This is a genomic window from Burkholderia sp. YHN3-13, assembly GCF_055810675.1.
Genome location: NZ_JBVVNQ010000002.1, coordinates 478373 through 495082 on the forward strand (window position 1 = coordinate 478373; position 16710 = coordinate 495082).

Sequence of the window (16710 nt, forward strand, 5' to 3'; positions counted from 1 at the left end):
CTCGATGCGTGTCAGCCGCGGAACCGGTACTGCTCCAGCGATTCGGGCTTCATCTCGATCGAGAAGCCGGGCGCCGTCGGCGGCAGGTACGCCGCGCCGCGCACGACGCACGGTTCGACGAAATGCTCGTGCAGGTGATCGACGTACTCGGTCACGCGCCCCTCCTTCGTGCCGGCAATGCACACGTAGTCGATCATCGACAGGTGCTGCACGTACTCGCACAGCCCGACGCCGCCCGCATGCGGGCATACGGGCAGCCCGTACTTCGCGGCCATCAGCATCACCGCGAGAATCTCGTTCACGCCGCCGAGCCGGCACGCGTCGATCTGCACGACGTCGATCGCGCCGCGCGCGATGAACTGCTTGAACAGCACGCGGTTCTGGCACATCTCGCCGGTCGCGACCTGCACGGGCGCGATCGCCTTGCGGATCTTGCGATGCCCTTCGACGTCGTCGGGGCTGGTCGGCTCCTCGATGAACCACGGCCGCGCGAACGCGAGCTCGCGCACCCAGTCGATCGCCTCGTCGACTTCCCACACCTGGTTCGCGTCGATCATCAGCTTGCGATCGGGTCCGATCACTTCGCGCGCGATCGTCACGCGGCGGATGTCGTCCTCGAGGTTCGCGCCGACCTTCAGCTTCACATGGTCGAAACCGGCGTCCACCGCCTCGCGGCACAGCCGGCGCAGCTTGTCGTCGCTGTAGCCGAGCCAGCCGGCCGACGTCGTGTAGCACGGGTAGCCGTCGCGCTCGAGCGCCGCGATCCGCGCGGCCTTGCCGGGCGCCTGCCGGCGCAGCAGTTCGAGCGCTTCGTCCGGCGTCAGGCAGTCGGTCAGGTAGCGGAAGTCGATCGTGCGTACCAGTTCCTCGGGGCTCATGTCGGCGACGAGCCGCCACAGCGGCTTGCCGACGGCCTTCGCCCACAGATCCCACACCGCATTGACGACGGCGCCGGTCGCGAGGTGGATCGCGCCCTTGTCGGGGCCGATCCAGCGCAACTGGCTGTCCGACGTCACGTGACGCCAGAAGCGGCCCATGTCCTCGCGAATCCAGTCGAGGTCGAGGCCGACGACGAGGTGACGCATCGCGTCGATCGCCGCGCAGCAGATTTCGTTGCCGCGCCCGATGGTGAACGTGAGCCCGTGCCCCTCGAGCCCGTCGCGATCGGTTTCGAGGACGACGTAGGCCGCCGAATAATCGGGGTCCGGATTCATCGCATCGGAACCGTCGAGCTGGCGCGAGGTCGGGAAGCGCACGTCGAGGACGCGCATCGATCGAATGATAGGCATGACGAACCGTCCGTAAAAGGAGATCAGGCCTGCACGGTGCGCTGGCGCTGCTCGCCGAGCCCGTCGATGCCGAGCGTGATCACCTGTCCGGCGCGCAGATAGACGGGCGGCTTCTGCCCGAGGCCGACGCCCGGCGGCGTGCCGGTCGAGATCACGTCGCCCGGCTGCAGGCTCATGAAGCGGCTCAGGTAGCTGATCAGGTGCGGCACGCGGAACACCATCGTCGCGGTCGTACCGTTCTGGTAGCGGTGGCCGTCGACGTCGAGCCACAGCCGCAGCGCGTGCGGATCGGGCACTTCGTCGGCCGTCACGAGCCACGGCCCAAGCGGGCCGAACGTGTCGTTGCCCTTGCCCTTGTCCCACGTGCCGCCGCGTTCGAGCTGGTATTCGCGTTCCGACACGTCGTTCACGACGCAGTAGCCGGCCACGTGCGACAGCGCATCGGCTTCGTCGATGTAGCGGCCGCCCAGGCCGATCACCACGCCGAGCTCGACTTCCCAGTCGGTCTTCCGCGAGCCGCGCGGGATCTCGACGTCATCGTTCGGGCCCGAGATCGCGCTCGTCCACTTGCCGAACACGACGGGCTCCTTCGGCACCTCCATGCCCGACTCGGCCGCGTGGTCCGAATAGTTGAGCCCGATGCAGATGAACTTGCCGACGCGGCCGACGCACGCGCCGATCCGCGGCGCGCCCTCGACGCGCGGCAGCGACGACGGCGGAATGTCGCGCAGCCGCGCGAGCGACGCGGGGGTCAGCGCATCGCCGGCGATGTCGTCGATCACGCCGGACAGGTCGCGAAGGTGGCCCTGCGCATCGAGCAGGCCCGGTTTTTCATGGTGTTTGTCGCCAAATCTGAGCAGTTTCATAGCGTCGTCGGAACGGAAACGGAAAGTGAATGGGAAGGCGCGGTCAGTTTGACACGGTCAGTTTGACCAGCCGCCGTCGATCAGGTGGATCGCGCCGGTCGTGAACGACGCTTCGTCGGACGCGAGGTACAGCGCGAGCGCGGCCACTTCGTCGGCACGGCCGATGCGGCCGATCGGCTGGCGCGCGACGAATGCCTGGCGCACCTCGTCGGTCGACACGTGGCGCGTGCGCGCCTGGTCCGCGATGCGCTGCTCCAGCGACGGCGATTCGATCGTGCCCGGGCAGATCGCGTTGCAGCGGATGCCGCGCTCGACGAAATCGGCGGCGACCGCCTTGGTCAGCCCGATCACGGCCGCCTTGGACGTGCCGTAGACGAAGCGGTTCGGCACGCCCTTCACGCTCGACGCGGCCGAGGCCATGTTGATGATCGACGCGCCGCCGGCTTCGAGCATCGCGGGCAGCAGCGCGCGAATCAGCCGGTACATCGACGTGACGTTCAGGTTCATCGAGAACGCCCACGCGTCGTCGTCGCAGTCGAGGATCGAGCCGTGGTGCACGTAGCCCGCGCAGTTGAACAGCACGTCGAACGCACGTTCGCCCGCGGCGAGCGCCGCGACGTCGTTCGCATCGGTGACGTCGAGCCGCCGCGTGGCCAGCCGGGCGCCCGCGCGTTCGGCGTCGGCCTCGAGCCGCACGAGCGCGGCTTCGTTGATGTCGGTCGCCAGCACGTCGGCGCCCTCGCTCGCGAACCGCAGCGCGGTCGCGCGGCCAATGCCCTGCCCGGCCGCCGTCACCAGCGCGCGTTTGCCCTGCAATCTCATGAGCACGTCTCCCGAAAAAGCCGGCCACCCGTCGGCCGATTGGCACAAAGGACTAAAGGTCCAACCAATCATAGGAAGCAATCGCGCGTTTGTCACGAAATCGGGATTCAGTATTTACCCGGGCGGAGAAATCGGGCGGACGAAGAAAAATCCGGCGAAGACAAGTCCTAAAAATCCCGCCCGTAAATCGTACAAACCCAATGCTGACAGGCCTCTCAGCCGAATCTTCGGGCTCGTCCCGCGCAGCCACTTCGCCAAACTGACAAAAAAGTCATGTTCGCGTCAGGGTCTCAACGGGATCAGCACGCCATCATGGCGTTGCCGGACCGCGCTTTTCACCCATCGCCTCTCCGCCCGCCTTCGATCCCTGCGGGCACTCCGTCCCCCGGCGATGGACACCGTGACTGGGCGAGCAGACACGGTGCGCGGGCCGATTTTCCGCCCCGGACTTCCCGTCCGGGGCGTTTTTGTCTGTGGTTTCCACGAAAATAAGCGTGGATTGTTTCTAAATCGGCAAAAGGTAATTTGAGCCAGACAGGATGTTTTTTCCGGTCACAGACGCTTACATTTAGCGCACCACTCATGGAAACCGCTACGGATTCGCCATCGGGTAGTGACATCCACTGCCAAGGCCGAAACCGCACGAGCTTTAGGAAACGGCAAAATGAAGGCCTCCAAATCCCTGCCTGTGCTCGATCCCGCCGACGTCCACGTCGAAATCCTCGAACGTTCCGATACGCTGCTCGTCGTCCGCTGGGTCGAGCCCGGCCGCTGTCACTACGGTGAACAGCGCTGGCGCCGCCGCTTCGCGCAACGCACCGGCACCTGCGCGCTGTCGCGCCAGGTCATCCATCGCGGCGACGAAGTGTTCCGCCCGGCCGAACGCCCGGCACCCGCGAATGCGGCCGCGATGATCTCCGCCGCCGAGGTGCTCGCGCTGGCCGGAAGCAGGTAAAACCTGCCGGCCGCGCGCCGGGGCAGGCCGCGCCACGCACTGCGCCCGCCCTAGAAGCGCCGGTCTAATTCCCCCGCTTGTCTGTCACGCCCGCCCGCACTATCGTTACACCACGCAATGTAACGATTACGTGCCGCGGCCGGTCGGCCGTGCCGATGGAGACAGACATGCATGCATGGAGCGCGCGCCACGTCCCGGCGCAGGGCGGCAAGGTCGCGGTCGTGACCGGTGCCAACAGCGGTCTCGGCTGGCAGCTCGCGGAAACGCTGGCCGCGAAAGGCGCGACGGTCGTGATGGGCTGCCGCGACGCCGCGCGCGCCGCCCGGGCGGCCGACGCGATCCGCCGGCTCCATCCCGACGCCCGCGTCGAGGTCGATCCGCTCGACCTTGCCGATCTCGCCTCGATCGCCCGCTTCGCGGGCGACGTCTCCGAACGCCACGGCCGCGTCGACATCCTCTGCAACAACGCCGGCGTGATGTTCCTGCCGCTGCGGCATACGCACGACGGCTTCGAAATGCAGTTCGGCACCAACCACCTCGGCCATTTCGCGCTGACCGGCCATCTGTTGCCCGCGTTGCGCGCCGCGCGACGGGCGCGCGTCGTGACGATGTCGAGCGGCTTCAACCGCGGCGGCCGGATTCGCGTCGACGACCTGCGTGCCGAGCATCGTTACAACCGTTATCTCGCCTATTGCGACAGCAAGCTCGCGAACCTCGTGTTCGCGATCGAGCTGCAGCGCCGTTTCGAGCGCGCGGCGTTCGCGGGAATCAGCGTGGCCGCGCACCCCGGCTATGCGGCGACCAACCTGCAGTTCGCGGGCCCCGCGATGGACCGTTCGCCCGCGCGCGCCGCGCTGATGCGCGCGGCGAACCGTTATCTCGCGCAACCGGCCGACCAGGGCGCGCTGCCCGCGATCCATGCCGCCACGTCGCCCGATCTCGCGGGCGGCGCATACATCGGGCCGTCCGGCTGGTTCGAGTCGCGCGGGCTGCCGGCGCCCGCGAGCGTGCCGCGCGCGGCGCGCGACGTCGCCTCGGCGGCGCTGCTGTGGGAAGCGTCGGAAGCCGCGACGGGCGTGCGCTTCCTCAGTTCGGGCGCGCCCGCCGGACGCGTGCCCGGCCGGCCGCTCGACACGGCGGCCGAAGCGCGCTGAACCGCACGACGCTACCCGCCATATTCTTCATACTTATTGCGCAAGCCGAAAAGAAAGCCTGTTGAAAGACTGATTCATCGCGCCACTGTTACCGCGCTGGAAACAATCTATCGTCAAAATCAGCGTTTACCCTGAACACGCCGGTGACTAAGATTTGATCAATCGCTCAAGACATGGTGTCGAGAGCGAACTCAATAAAACACCGGAGGTCACCATGAAATCGCTCGTTTCCGCAGTCGTCGCCGCTGTCGCCCTGTCCGCTTCGTTCGGCGCATTCGCTCAAAGCACCGTGACCCGCGCCCAGGTGCGCGGCGAACTGGTCCAGCTCGAACAAGCCGGCTACAAGCCGGGCGTGTCGAGCCCGTACTACCCGAACGACATCCAGAGCGCCGAAGCGCGTATTCATGGTGCCGACACCAGCGGCTACGGCGCCCAGCCGGCTCCGCTCGTCCACTCGGGCGCCCCGGCAGCCGCATCGTCGAACGCACGCGACTCGATCTTCTTCGGCCAGTAAGCCGATGCGCCCCCGGCGGGCGCCGCGCGTCGCGCAATGAAGCAACGCAGTCCGGACGAGCCCCTTCGCGGGGCTCGTCTTGTTTGTGAAACGCATACCTCCGCCGCCCGGCAGCGGGTGGCTTCGCCCGGGCGCCTGGCGTCCGGGTGCTTTTTCCCTTCCCGGCGGGCAGGCGAAAAGAAACCGCGTGCGCCGATCAGCGCGCCGCAACGACGGCAGGCACCGAGCGCGACAGCACGCGCCACCGCGACAGCAACTCGTCCCGATCGACGTAGCAGCCCTGCAGGTGCCGGCGGCCGGTCGACGGATCGAACGCCGTGCGCGCATGCAGCACGCGCCGGTTGTCGAACGCCCACATGTCGCCCGCCCGCAGCCGGCGGTGTACGCGGAAACGCGGCTCGCGCGCGAGCGCGAGGAACCGCCGGTACGCGCGATAGACGGCCGCGACCGAGCCGGCCGGCGCATCGAGCGGCCCGCGCAGGAAGTTCGCGACACGCACCTCCGTCACGTTGCCGCGCGCATCGAGCCCGATCACCGGCGCCGAACAGCGGTAGTCGCTGTTCGCGCTCTTGTTCCAGAACTCGAACGGCGTCGACGCCAGTCGTTCGAAATCGGCCGGATGCTCGCGCCGCAGCGCATCGGCGAGCGCGAAGCCGTCGAGAAAGATGCTGTCGCCGCCCGCCGCTTCGTTGGCCAGGCAATGCAGGAACTGCACGCCCGGCTGCAGTTCGCGTGTCGGCAGGTCGGTATGCGGCGGCAGGTTCAGCGACGTATACGCATTGCTGTCCGGGCGCGGTTTCGATTCGACGTCGAACAGCACGCCGAAATTGCTTTCGCGGATCAGGCCAACGCGACGCGCGATCTCGTCCACGCGGCCGCGCTCGGCCGGCACGCCTTCGACGAGCGTCAGCCCCGTGCGCCGCAGCGCGGCGAGCCACGCGAGCAGCGCACCGTCGTCCTCCATCACGTCGCGCCACGCGAACAGGCCGATCGCCGTCGCGTCGTCGCCGGCCCAGATGTGCCGCTCGTGCGCGGCCAGCCGCTCGGCGCGCGACGCATCGTCGTATGCATGCGCCCGCAACCAGCCCGGCGACCACGCGCTGCGATGCCCGTCGTTCCACTCGACATGCAGCGCACCATCGGGTTCGACGTGCACGGCGAGCGCCGACAAATCGTCGCGCGCATCGGCAATCTCGAACACCTGTTCACGCGTGAGCGCATGCACGCATGCGGAACACGCGCAGTTGTCGCGCAGCCAGTCGAAATGGAACGGCGATCGTCGCGCGTCGCGCCATTCGACCTCGACCGCCCCCTCGCCGATCGTCGCCGCCGCGATGGCCGCGTCGGCCGAAAACGTCCGCCAGTCCTCGATACGGTGTTGCGCTGCTGCCTGCATCGTTGCCTCCCGGAAACGCCCGCTACGCGTGTGGTGCGAGCAAAAACCCGCCGACCATCCGGTGCATGCGCGCGGCCTGCGGGCTCGTCCCGAGCGCGCGCCAGCAGCCGTGCACCAGCCCCTGTCCCATCCAGTCGCGCGCGACCCCGCCGGCCGCGCGAATCCGTTCGACGTACACGCGCGCGTCGTCGCGCAGCGGATCGTGTTCCGCGCCGATCGCGAGCACCGGCGGCAAGCCGTCGAAACGCGCCGCTTCGAGCGGCACCGACGCGCGCAACAGCGGGTCGCCGCCCCGCAGCACGTCGGACACGTTCCCATCCCAGTACAGCGCGCGATAGCGATGCACGTCGTCGAGCGTCAGCATCGGCGCCCGCGCTTCGATCTCGCGCGCGGGCGATTGCGGTTCGAAGCCGAGCATCGGATAAACGAGCGCGATGCCGTCGACGTTGCGTTCGCCCGCATCGCGCAGCGCGGTGGCGACGGCCGCCGCGAGCATCCCGCCCGCGCTGTCGCCCGCGAGCGTCAGCGGATGCGCGCACACGCCGAACGGCCAGCGGGCATCGCGCGCCGCGCGCGTGACGTCCAGGCAATCCTCGAGCGCGGCCGGCGCGCGGTGTTCGGGCGCCAGACGATAGTCGACGGCGATCACGTCGAGCCCCGTGTCGGCCGCGAGTTGCGCGGTGATCAGCGCATGGCTGTCGAGCGAGCCGACGACGAAGCCGCCGCCATGAAAAAACAGCACCGTGCCGCGCGATGCGCCGCGCGCGGACGTGTAGCGCCGCAGCGCGATCGCGCGCCCGTCCGCCGCGCGCCACACGGCGTCCTGCCGCACGATGCCGGGCGGCAGCGCGGCCGGCGTCCACGCGGCCGCGAAGCGGTCGTAGAGGCGGCGCTGCTCGTCGGGCGAGCGCGCCGCCGCATCGGCCGGATACCACGCGTCGACGGCTGCGACGAACGCCGCGATTTCCGGTTCGAGCATCGTGCGCGCTCCGCGATCGCACGTTGAAGGACGCAAGTCGCCGCTAGCGGCGCGGCGGCAAGCCGATCACGCGGCCCGCATACGCAGGCGCCGCGCAATCGCGCTGCAACGCATGCAAGTCGGCCACGCGCGCGGCCACGTCGTCGTCGAACGGCGCCGATTTCGCACCGTCGCGCGTGTCGACGTGCAGCAGCATCTGCTCGCTCGCCGATACCGGATCGTCATGCCCTGGCGCGAACAGTTCGAGATACAGGTGCAGGCGCTTCGCGTCGTGCGCGAGCACGCGCGCATCGACGCGCACCGGCGTGCCTTCCTTGATCTCGTGCAGGTAGTTCACGTGCGCTTCGAGCGTGTAGACCGAGCGCCCCCGCTCGCGGCGCGCGGCGTCGTCGAGCCCGATGCGATCCAGCAATGCATCGGTCGCGAAGCTGAAGATCAGCAGGTAGAACGCATCGCGCAGGTGGCCGTTGTAGTCGACCCATTCGGGCCGCACCACGTCGCGGTAAATCGTCAGCGGGGTATCGCCCGTCATCGCCTGTCCTTTAGTCCTCGAATCGCATGCCGTGCCGCGCCTTCACCGCGGCGATCGCTTTCAGCACCTCGGTGATGCACTCGTCGCGATAGCGTTCGAGTTCCTTGATGCTGCGCGTGCCCTGCTGTTCGGTCGTGCCTTCGACGACGCTGTCGATCAGCGCGTCGGTCAGGGTCGGCGCAACCAGCTTCGTCCACGGCAGTTCGAGCGCGGGGCCGAACTGCTGCATGAAGTGTCGCATGCCCGCATCGCCGCCGGCCAGCGTGTAGGTCAGGAACGTGCCCATGAACGACCAGCGGATGCCCGCGCCGAAGCGGATCGCATCGTCGATCTCGCCGGTCGTCGCCACGCCTTCGTTGACCAGGTGCAGCGCCTCGCGCCACAGCGCCTCGAGCAGGCGATCGGCGATGAAGCCCGGCACCTCCTTGCGCACGTGCAGCGGCCGCATGCCGAGCTTGCGGTAGACCTCCATCGCGCCCTCGACGGCTTCCGGCGACGTGCGCGCGCCGCCGAGCACCTCGACGAGCGGCAGCAGATAGACGGGATTGAACGGGTGACCGACCACGCAGCGTTCCGGATGCGTCGCCCGCGCGTAGAAATCGGTGGGCAGCAACCCCGACGTCGACGACGCGATGATCGCGTCGGGCCGCGCCGCGCGGCTGATCTGCTCGTGCAGCTCGAGCTTCAGCGCCTCGCGCTCGGGCGCGCTTTCCTGGATGAAATCGGCGTCGGCGACGCATGCCTCGATCGTCGGGACGAAACGCAGCCGCGCGGGATCGGCGCCCGGCGCGAGGCCGACGCGTTCGAGCGCGGGCCACGCGTTCGCGACGTTCGCGCGCAACCGCTCCTCCGCGCCCGGCGCCGGGTCCCACACGACCACGTCGAGACCGTGCGCGAGCGCGCGGGAAATCCAGCCACTGCCGATCACGCCGGTGCCGATGGCGGCGAACGTCTTGATGTCGGTCTTCACAGCCATGTCAACGCATCCTTCAAATCAGGGGAAATCGGTGGGCGGCCGCGCTTGGGTGCGCGCCGCCGTGTCAGTCGGTTTGCAAGAAAACTCAAGCGAATTCGGCGATCGCACGACGTTCGAGCAGACGCTCGCCGCGCGCCGGCAGGCCGAGCTTGCGGCGGCCCTCGGCCGGCGTCAGCACGCGGCCGCCGAGCCGTTCGACGATCTCGCGGGCGCGCTCGACCAGCGTGCCGTTGGTCGCATGCACGCCGCGGTCGAGCCAGATGTTGTCTTCGAGGCCGACGCGCACGTGACCGCCGAGCAGCATCGCCTGCGCGACCATCGGCATCTGCATGCGGCCGATCCCGAAACCGGCCCAATGCGCACCCGGCGGCAGGTTGTCGACCATCGCCTTCATCGTGCCCGTATCGGCCGGCGCACCCCACGGAATGCCGAGGCAGAGCTGGAACAGCGGCGGATCGTCGAGCAGCCCTTCCTTCAGCAACTGCTTCGCGAACCACAGATGGCCCGTGTCGAAGATCTCCAGTTCCGGCTTCACGCCGAGTGCCTGGATGCGCTTCGCGCCGGCGCGCAACTGCGCGGGCGTCGACACGTAGATGTAGTCGCCGTCGCCGAAATTCAGCGTGCCGCAATCGAGCGTGCAGATCTCGGGCAGCAGTTCCTCGACGTGCGCGAGGCGCGTGAGGCCGCCGACCAGGTCGGTGCCCTTGCCGAAGCGCATCGGGTCTTCGCCGGGGCCGATCTCGAGATCGCCGCCCATGCCGGCCGTCAGGTTGATGATCACGTCGACGTCGGCCGAGCGGATGCGGTCCACCACTTCGCGGTACAGGTTCGGGTCGCGGCTGCCGCGGCCCGTCTGCGGATCGCGCACGTGGCAGTGCGCGACCGTCGCACCGGCCTTCGCGGCTTCGATCGCGGCTGCCGCGATCTCCTTCGGCGTGACCGGAATCGCCGGATGCTTGCCGACCGTATCGCCCGCGCCGGTGACGGCGCAGGTGACGATGACTTCATGGTTCATGCTGGGTGCCTCGCTTGATTCAAGTTGTGTCGCATTGCGGGGGTGGCGCGGGCGCCGGCCGTCACAGGCCGAGATACGCCTTCACGGCGGGCAGGCCGTCCTTGCCGTCGAACGTCTTGACGCCCGCGAGCCACGGATCGAGCACCTGCGGATTCTTCTTCAGGTAGGCCTTCGCGGCCTCGGCCGGCTTCGTCTTGTTCATCACCGACTGCATCAGCTGGTTCTCGAGCTGCGTCGAGAAGCGCAGGTTCGTCACGAGCTTGCCCGCGTTCGGGCAGCGTGCGATGAAGTCGGGCGCCGTCAGCGTGTACACGCGCGCTTCGCCGTAGTTCGGCCCGAACGCCGCGTCGCCGCCGGACAGGTAGTTCATGCTGAGCTGGATGTTCATCGGGTGCGGCTCCCAGCCGAGGAACACGACCCACTTCTTCTCGCGGATCGCGCGCTCGACCGTCACCAGCATCCCGGCCTCGCTCGATTCGACGAGCTTGAAGCCGCCGAGCCCGTACTGGTTCGTGTCGATCATCTTCTGGATCGTCGCGTTCGCGCTGCTGCCCGGCTCGATCCCGTAGATCTTGCCGTCGAGTTCCGCGCGGTGCTTCGCGATGTCCTCGAAGGTCTTCAGGCCGGCCTGGTATTCGTAGCTCGGCACCGCGAGCGTCGCCTTCGCGCCGGACAGGTTCGGCGGCTCGACGACGTTGATCGACTTGCTGTCGAGGAACGGCTGGAGCTGCTTCTGCTGCACCGGCCACCAGTAGCCGAGCGACACGTCGAGCTGCTTGCTCTTGAGACCCGCGAACGAGATCGGCACCGACGCGATCGTCGTGGTCGGCTTGTAGCCGAGCGCCTCGAACACGGTCGACGCGAGCGCCGTGGTCGACGTGATGTCGGTCCAGCCGATATCCGCGAAACGCACGGTGCGGCAGGTCGCGGCCTCGGTCTCGGCCAGCGCCGCGTTCGTGAACGCGCCGGTCGCCAGCACGGCCGCGGCAAGCGCGGCGATCTTCGTCGACTTCATGGTTCGGTTCTCCCGGTTGGTCTCGCGGCAGCCGGTGCGCGGAGTGGCGCCGGCCTGCATCGTGGGAGTAAAAGTAACGAGCCATATTCGCCGCGAGAAGACCGCCGGCGACCTGTTCTTGACTGTTTGCGACTATGAGTGGAAACCACTAGGTTTTGCCCAAGGCTTGGTGGGCGGGTGTTTGACGCGGATTCGGGGCGAAACCGGGTTGCCCCGATGCGGCGTGCGGCTTTCGATTCGGCGCTGGCGACACTGACAGATTTCCGACGCCTCGCCGGGTGCCGCGGATCGGCTCTATGCTGGTGCCGTCAGCGTGTCCGGCCACTCAGGAACCCCATGATCCTTACCGCTCTTTTCGTCGTGGCCGTTTTCGCCATCGTTGCGGTCATGCACCGCGCCGTGCTCGTCAAGGCCGACACGCGGCTGCGCGCGCGGTTCGACGCGGAAGGCCCGCGCAGTGATGCCTCGCGCCAGTTGATGCGTGAATCGGGATACCGCGTCTGAGCCCGCGCTGGCCGTCACGGTGGCGACGTGCCGCGCTCAGCCGGCCGTCACCACTCGCACGAACGCCGCCGCCAGCACCGTCGGCTCGACCGGCAGCAGCAGCGCGCACGCCGATCTCGCGTCTTCGTCCGACATCGGCACGAACACGACGCCGTCGATCCCGAGACTCGCCATCCGCTCCGGCACGATCGCCACGCCGTGCCCCGCCGCGACGAGATTCAGCATCGACGTCTTCGGCGATACGATCCGCGCCGCGGCCGGCACGAAGCCCCGCTTCAGGCACAGATCGATCACGACGCGCGCGAGCCCGCCTCGCTCCCGATACACCGCCGACACGAACGGCTCGCGCCGCAACCGCGAGATCGCGACGCGCTTGCGGCCCGCGAGCGGATGATCGGCGGGCACCGCCACGCACAGGCGTTCCGTGGCCCATTCGACGAAACGCACACGCGCGTCGCGCCGCAGCACCGGCAAGCGGACGATCCCGATGTCGGCATGGCCGCTCGCGATTTCCGATACCTGATCTTCGGACGACGCGCGATCGAGATCGATGCGCGCGCCCGGGCAATCGCTCATGAAACGCTCGAGATCGGGCATCAGGCTGCTGACGGGAACGGTGCTGGAATGCAGAAGCCGCAGCACGCCGGCCGCTCCGCGCGACAGCTGCGAACCCTCTTCGGCCGCGGCCGTCAGCGTGGCCGGGATCGATGCCACGCGTTCACGATAGATCGCGCCGGCAGGCGTGAGCCGCACGCCTCTCGGCTCCCGGTCGAACAGCAGGAAACCGAGTTCCTCCTCGAGCTGCCCGATCTGCCGGCTGAGCGCCGACTGCGCGACATGGAGCGCGCCCGCGGCCGGCGTGAAGCCGCCGAGATCGGCCACGGTCAGGAAATACTGGATTTGCCGGAGTGATGGCATGCCGAAACGAGATGGATACGCGCCGAATTAGATATTTGTGTTATACCGGCGCGCTCCGCAGAATGAAAGCCTTCCGTGCCGGCATCCCCGTTCCGGCCGTTGATACGGAGCGTTCATCGACGTGACTACCCTCCTGTCCTATCTGCTGGTCGTGGCGGCCGGCATCAGCGTCGCGTTGCAGCAAGTGCTCAACGCGAACCTCCGCGCGCAGCTCGGCTCGCCGTGGTGGGCCGGGTCGGTCAGCTACCTTGTCGGCCTGGCCGCGATGCTGGCCGTCGCGCTGCTGTCGCCGCATCCGCGCCTGAACGGCCCCTTCCCCGGCGCCGGCACGTGGTTCAGCTGGACCGGCGGATTCTTCGGCGCGCTATTCGTCGGCATCGCGATATTGATGGTGCCGCGACTGGGCGCGGCCACGACGCTCGCGCTGATCGTCGTCGGGCAGATGACGGGCGCGCTCGTGTTCGACCACTTCGGCGTGCTCGGCATCGAACGGCATTCGGCCAGCCCGGTCCGCATGGCCGGCGCGGCGTGCCTGATCCTCGGGGTCGTGCTGATCCGCGCGTGAACGCAAGGCCGTCGGCGCGCGCGTGCGTGCCGACCCGCCGGCCACGCACGCGCCCGCGACGACGCTCACGCGTAGTTCATCATCACCGACTTGCTTTCCGTGTACTGGTCGATCACGGCGCGGCCGAGTTCGCGGCCGAAGCCCGACTGCTTCATCCCGCCGAACGGCAATGCGTTGTCGAGCAGCGAATGGCAATTGACCCACACCGTGCCGGCCGCGATACGCGGGATCAGCTTGTGGATCGCCGACAGATCGTTCGACCAGATGCTCGCGCCGAGGCCGTACGGCGTGTCGTTCGCGAGTTGCACGGCCGTATCGGGATCGTCGAACGGCATCGCGACGAGCACCGGCCCGAAGATCTCCTCGCGCACGACGCGCATCGCCTGCGTCGCATCGACCAGCACGGTCGGTTCGACGAAGAAGCCGGGGCCGTCGATCGCGCGGCCGCCCGCCGCCGCGCGCGCCCCTTCGCCGAACCCCGAATCGATGTAACCGCACACGCGTTCGCGCTGCTTCGCGGAGACGAGCGGGCCGATCTGCGTCGACGGGTCCATCCCCGGGCCGATCTTCAGGCTCGCGGCGATCTGCGCGACGCGCTCGATCACGCCGTCGAACACCTTCGAGTGGATATACGCACGCGAACCGGCCGTGCACACCTGCCCCTGGTTGAAGAAGATCGCGTTCGCGACGCCCAGCGCGGCCTTGTCGAGATCGACGTCGGGCAGCACGATCACCGGCGACTTGCCGCCGAGTTCGAGCGACATCCGCGTCATGTTGTCGAGCGCCGCGTGGCCGATCGTCTTGCCCGTCTGCGTCGAACCCGTGAATGCGATCTTGTCGATGCGCGGATCGCGCGACAATGCCGCGCCGGCCGTGCGGCCGTCGCCCGTGACGAGATTGACGACGCCGTCCGGGAACCCGGCCGCCTGGATCAGTTCGCCCAGTCGCAGCGCGCTCAGCGGCGTGTCTTCGGCGGGCTTCAGCACGACCGTGCAACCGGTCGCGAGTGCCGGCGCAATCTTCCACGCCGCCATCAGCAGCGGGAAATTCCACGGGATGATCGCGCCGACCACGCCGACGGGCTCCTTGCGCGTATAGGTAAAGATCTCGCTGTCCGGCAGGTACGGCATGCCGGCGTCGATCACGCTGCCTTCGATCTTCGTCGCCCAGCCGGCCATGTAGCGGAAGCACTGCGCGGCCATCGCGACATCGAGCCCCTGCGCGACCGTGACCGGCTTGCCGTTGTCGAGCGACTCGATCTCGGCGAGCTCGCGCGCGTTCGCTTCGATCAGGTCGGCGAGCACGAGCAGCAGGCGCTCGCGGTCGGTGGTCTTCGCGGTGCGCCACGGGCCCGCATCGAATGCGCGCCGCGCGGCGGCCACCGCCTGCTGCACGTCGCGCTCGTCCGCTGCGGGCACGCGCGCGATCACGGTGCCATCGGCCGGGTTCACGACATCGAGCTGGCGGCCCGACGCGGCATCGCTCCACTCCGCGCCGATCAGCATCTTCTTCGGCTTCGCGAGAAATGCGCGCGTCGCGTCGAGCAACGCAAAGGTTTCGTTCGTCTCCATGTCCACGTTTCCTTGATTCGTCGAATGAGCCGGTCAGTAACGGTCCGTGACGCCGTCGATCCCGCGCGCCTGCAACGCACGGACCAGTCCGGCGCGCACGGTCGCGACGTCGGCGAAGGCGGGGCGGCGATGCGCGGCGACTTCGGCGGCCGTATAGGGCCGGAAGTCGCGCGGCAGCGCATCGCGGTTCATCGTCACGAGCACCCAGTTGAGCACGTCGGCCAGATCCTGGTCCGACAGCGCCGAATTCGAGGCGCCGGGCACGCGCATCACGTACTCGCGCCCGGCCGGCAGATGCGTGAAATAGCCGAGCGAATTCGCGAGTGGCGGCACCTTGCCGGGAATGCCGCCGCCCGTCGCCGTATGGCAGCCCATGCAGTTGAGCACCCAGTGCTGTCGCGCGCGCGTCGCGTCGGCCGCGCCGTCGGCATGCGCGGGCGGTGCGACCGCCGACGCGACGGCACCCGCCAGCAGCAGCCACGACGACAGGCGACGCGATACCCCGCCGAGCCGCGCCGACGCGCCCCGCCTTCCCGGGGCACCGGCGTGCGCGCGGGACGCGTCGGCGCCGTTCACAGGCCGAGCCCCTTGATCACCACCGCGCGTTGCGCATGCACGGCCGTGCCGTCCATCTGCTTCGCCCGCGCCGCGCGGATATCGGCCGCCGTGAACGGCTTTGCGTCGCCGTGCTGCGCGTTGAGGTCGAACACGACGTAGTTGAGCAGGTGCGCGATGTCGTCGTCGCTCGCGCTTGCGAACGACGGCATCTTGAAGTTGTAGCGCTTGTCGTGCACCGTGATCTCGCCGAACATCCCGTGCAGCAGCGTCGCGATCAGTTGCGCACGCCCCGGCTCGGCCGCCGCGTACTTGCCCGGATACTCGGTCAGCGGCGGCGCGAGGCCGTCCTGCCCTTTCCCGCCGGCCTGGTGGCACACCGCGCACTGCGCATCGAACAGGCTTTTCCCGGCCGGGTCATGCACGGTTTCCTGCGCGCCGGCCGCACCCGGCAGCGCGAAGGCCGCCATCGCGGTCATGCATGTCAAGACGATCTTTCCTGCCTGCATCACGTTCATTGTTTTGCCGCTCCCAGCAGAACCGAAACCGAACAGTGGTAATTCGAATTGCCGTTCGCCATGCACCAGTTGATGTCGTTGTTCAGCGACAGCTTGTACAGCGGCTTCTCGCGCTCGTTGCGGTTGCAGAAGCACTTGCCGCACGACGTCTTGCCGCAGCAGTCGTTGTACGACACGATGTAGTCCGAACCGTCGTGCGGGTTGCGACAGGTGCCGATCCACGTAATCGGCGAAGGCGTCGTGCCGGGCGGGCAGCTGCTCGACGTGCCGCCGCAGCAACTGCAGAGCCAGCCGTCGATCGCGCAGTATTTCCAGTAGTCGCAGCTCATCGGGTCGTCGCTCGCCCCCGCGGCGGCGCCTGACGCGCCCGATGCCGCATCGGCCGCGTACGCGGTGCGGTCGACCGGCAGCAACGGCAGCAGCGCCGATCCCACCAGCACCTTGCCGAGCTTCGCCATCGCGCTGCGCCGCGAACTGTGCTGCGCGACGCCGCGCGCCGACCGCTCGAACCATGAATCAAACAGGCCCATGTCGTTGTTCTCCCATGACGTTGTAAGTGGGTCGGC

General features: G+C 68.3%; 19 protein-coding genes. 5 read left to right on the forward strand and 14 right to left on the reverse strand.

What is annotated here, in order from left to right; genetic code table 11:
• Nucleotides 1–11: 11 nt before the first annotated feature.
• From AC0KUR_RS07045 to AC0KUR_RS07055, 3 genes are read right to left on the reverse strand one after another with little or no spacing between them, the layout of a single operon-like run.
• The gene (locus AC0KUR_RS07045; protein ID WP_124607620.1) at nt 12–1289 is read right to left on the reverse strand and encodes an L-fuconate dehydratase; all 1278 of its coding nucleotides are present in this window, start codon (nt 1287–1289) and stop codon (nt 12–14) included.
• Between the two features lie 23 nt (nt 1290–1312).
• Nucleotides 1313–2155 carry an ureidoglycolate lyase gene (locus tag AC0KUR_RS07050; RefSeq protein ID WP_473375600.1) on the reverse strand — a complete coding sequence of 281 codons (843 nt, stop codon included), beginning with the start codon at nt 2153–2155 and terminating at the stop codon, nt 1313–1315.
• A 57-nt stretch (nt 2156–2212) separates the two neighbouring features.
• The gene (locus tag AC0KUR_RS07055; protein WP_034186126.1) at nt 2213–2977 is read right to left on the reverse strand and encodes an SDR family oxidoreductase; all 765 of its coding nucleotides are present in this window, start codon (nt 2975–2977) and stop codon (nt 2213–2215) included.
• 664 nt (nt 2978–3641) lie between these two features.
• Here AC0KUR_RS07055 and AC0KUR_RS07060 point away from each other — a divergent pair.
• The 3 genes from AC0KUR_RS07060 (at nt 3642) to AC0KUR_RS07070 (ending at nt 5600) form a co-directional block, all read left to right on the forward strand.
• Nucleotides 3642–3932, forward strand: coding sequence for a DUF3331 domain-containing protein (locus AC0KUR_RS07060; protein ID WP_034186125.1), 291 nt, complete (start codon nt 3642–3644; stop codon nt 3930–3932).
• A gap of 167 nt (nt 3933–4099) precedes the next feature.
• Complete coding sequence (locus AC0KUR_RS07065) at nt 4100–5086, forward strand: oxidoreductase (RefSeq protein ID WP_124607618.1); 987 nt, start codon at nt 4100–4102, stop codon at nt 5084–5086.
• Between the two features lie 214 nt (nt 5087–5300).
• A complete protein-coding gene (locus AC0KUR_RS07070) occupies nt 5301–5600 on the forward strand; it encodes a DUF4148 domain-containing protein (protein ID WP_034186124.1) in 300 nt (99 codons plus the stop codon).
• 196 nt (nt 5601–5796) lie between these two features.
• Here the strand turns inward: AC0KUR_RS07070 and AC0KUR_RS07075 are convergent, their stop codons facing one another.
• The 6 genes from AC0KUR_RS07075 to AC0KUR_RS07100 all read right to left on the reverse strand — a co-directional run bounded on the left by AC0KUR_RS07075 (nt 5797) and on the right by AC0KUR_RS07100 (nt 11513).
• Nucleotides 5797–6996 (reverse strand): TauD/TfdA family dioxygenase, encoded by a 1200-nt coding sequence (locus tag AC0KUR_RS07075; RefSeq protein ID WP_473375601.1) that lies wholly within the window; start codon nt 6994–6996, stop codon nt 5797–5799.
• Between the two features lie 22 nt (nt 6997–7018).
• On the reverse strand, nt 7019–7975 hold the full coding sequence (locus AC0KUR_RS07080; RefSeq protein WP_034186122.1) for an alpha/beta hydrolase: 957 nt from the start codon (nt 7973–7975) through the stop codon (nt 7019–7021).
• Nucleotides 7976–8018: 43 nt separating this feature from the next.
• A complete protein-coding gene (locus AC0KUR_RS07085; protein WP_034186121.1) occupies nt 8019–8507 on the reverse strand; it encodes a thioesterase family protein in 489 nt (162 codons plus the stop codon).
• 10 nt (nt 8508–8517) lie between these two features.
• Nucleotides 8518–9483, reverse strand: a complete 966-nt coding sequence (locus tag AC0KUR_RS07090; protein ID WP_473375602.1) for an L-carnitine dehydrogenase — start codon at nt 9481–9483, stop codon at nt 8518–8520.
• Between the two features lie 85 nt (nt 9484–9568).
• Complete coding sequence (gene cdhC, locus AC0KUR_RS07095) at nt 9569–10498, reverse strand: 3-dehydrocarnitine:acetyl-CoA trimethylamine transferase CdhC (RefSeq protein ID WP_473375603.1); 930 nt, start codon at nt 10496–10498, stop codon at nt 9569–9571.
• A 61-nt stretch (nt 10499–10559) separates the two neighbouring features.
• Nucleotides 10560–11513 (reverse strand): choline ABC transporter substrate-binding protein, encoded by a 954-nt coding sequence (locus AC0KUR_RS07100; protein ID WP_034186118.1) that lies wholly within the window; start codon nt 11511–11513, stop codon nt 10560–10562.
• 336 nt (nt 11514–11849) lie between these two features.
• Between AC0KUR_RS07100 and AC0KUR_RS07105 the strand changes: the two genes are divergently transcribed.
• Nucleotides 11850–12017 carry a hypothetical protein gene (locus tag AC0KUR_RS07105; protein WP_473375604.1) on the forward strand — a complete coding sequence of 56 codons (168 nt, stop codon included), beginning with the start codon at nt 11850–11852 and terminating at the stop codon, nt 12015–12017.
• A 36-nt stretch (nt 12018–12053) separates the two neighbouring features.
• Here the strand turns inward: AC0KUR_RS07105 and AC0KUR_RS07110 are convergent, their stop codons facing one another.
• On the reverse strand, nt 12054–12935 hold the full coding sequence (locus tag AC0KUR_RS07110) for a LysR family transcriptional regulator (RefSeq protein WP_069705475.1): 882 nt from the start codon (nt 12933–12935) through the stop codon (nt 12054–12056).
• A 121-nt stretch (nt 12936–13056) separates the two neighbouring features.
• On the opposite strand from AC0KUR_RS07110, the gene AC0KUR_RS07115 reads away from it, so the two are divergent.
• Complete coding sequence (locus AC0KUR_RS07115; protein ID WP_124607612.1) at nt 13057–13500, forward strand: DMT family transporter; 444 nt, start codon at nt 13057–13059, stop codon at nt 13498–13500.
• A 65-nt stretch (nt 13501–13565) separates the two neighbouring features.
• On the opposite strand, the gene AC0KUR_RS07120 is transcribed toward AC0KUR_RS07115, so the two are convergent.
• Genes AC0KUR_RS07120 through AC0KUR_RS07135 form a run of 4 tightly spaced genes read right to left on the reverse strand, consistent with a single transcriptional unit; the run spans nt 13566 to nt 16674 of the window.
• Complete coding sequence (locus tag AC0KUR_RS07120) at nt 13566–15071, reverse strand: aldehyde dehydrogenase family protein (RefSeq protein WP_175026771.1); 1506 nt, start codon at nt 15069–15071, stop codon at nt 13566–13568.
• 33 nt (nt 15072–15104) lie between these two features.
• The gene (locus tag AC0KUR_RS07125) at nt 15105–15647 is read right to left on the reverse strand and encodes a c-type cytochrome (RefSeq protein ID WP_175026770.1); all 543 of its coding nucleotides are present in this window, start codon (nt 15645–15647) and stop codon (nt 15105–15107) included.
• A complete protein-coding gene (locus AC0KUR_RS07130) occupies nt 15644–16144 on the reverse strand; it encodes a c-type cytochrome (protein ID WP_034186114.1) in 501 nt (166 codons plus the stop codon). Before AC0KUR_RS07130 ends, AC0KUR_RS07125 begins: the two co-directional genes overlap by 4 nt.
• Nucleotides 16141–16674, reverse strand: coding sequence for a methylamine dehydrogenase light chain (locus AC0KUR_RS07135; RefSeq protein WP_034186113.1), 534 nt, complete (start codon nt 16672–16674; stop codon nt 16141–16143). The genes AC0KUR_RS07130 and AC0KUR_RS07135 overlap by 4 nt, the downstream gene beginning before the upstream one ends.
• Nucleotides 16675–16710 lie beyond the last annotated feature (36 nt).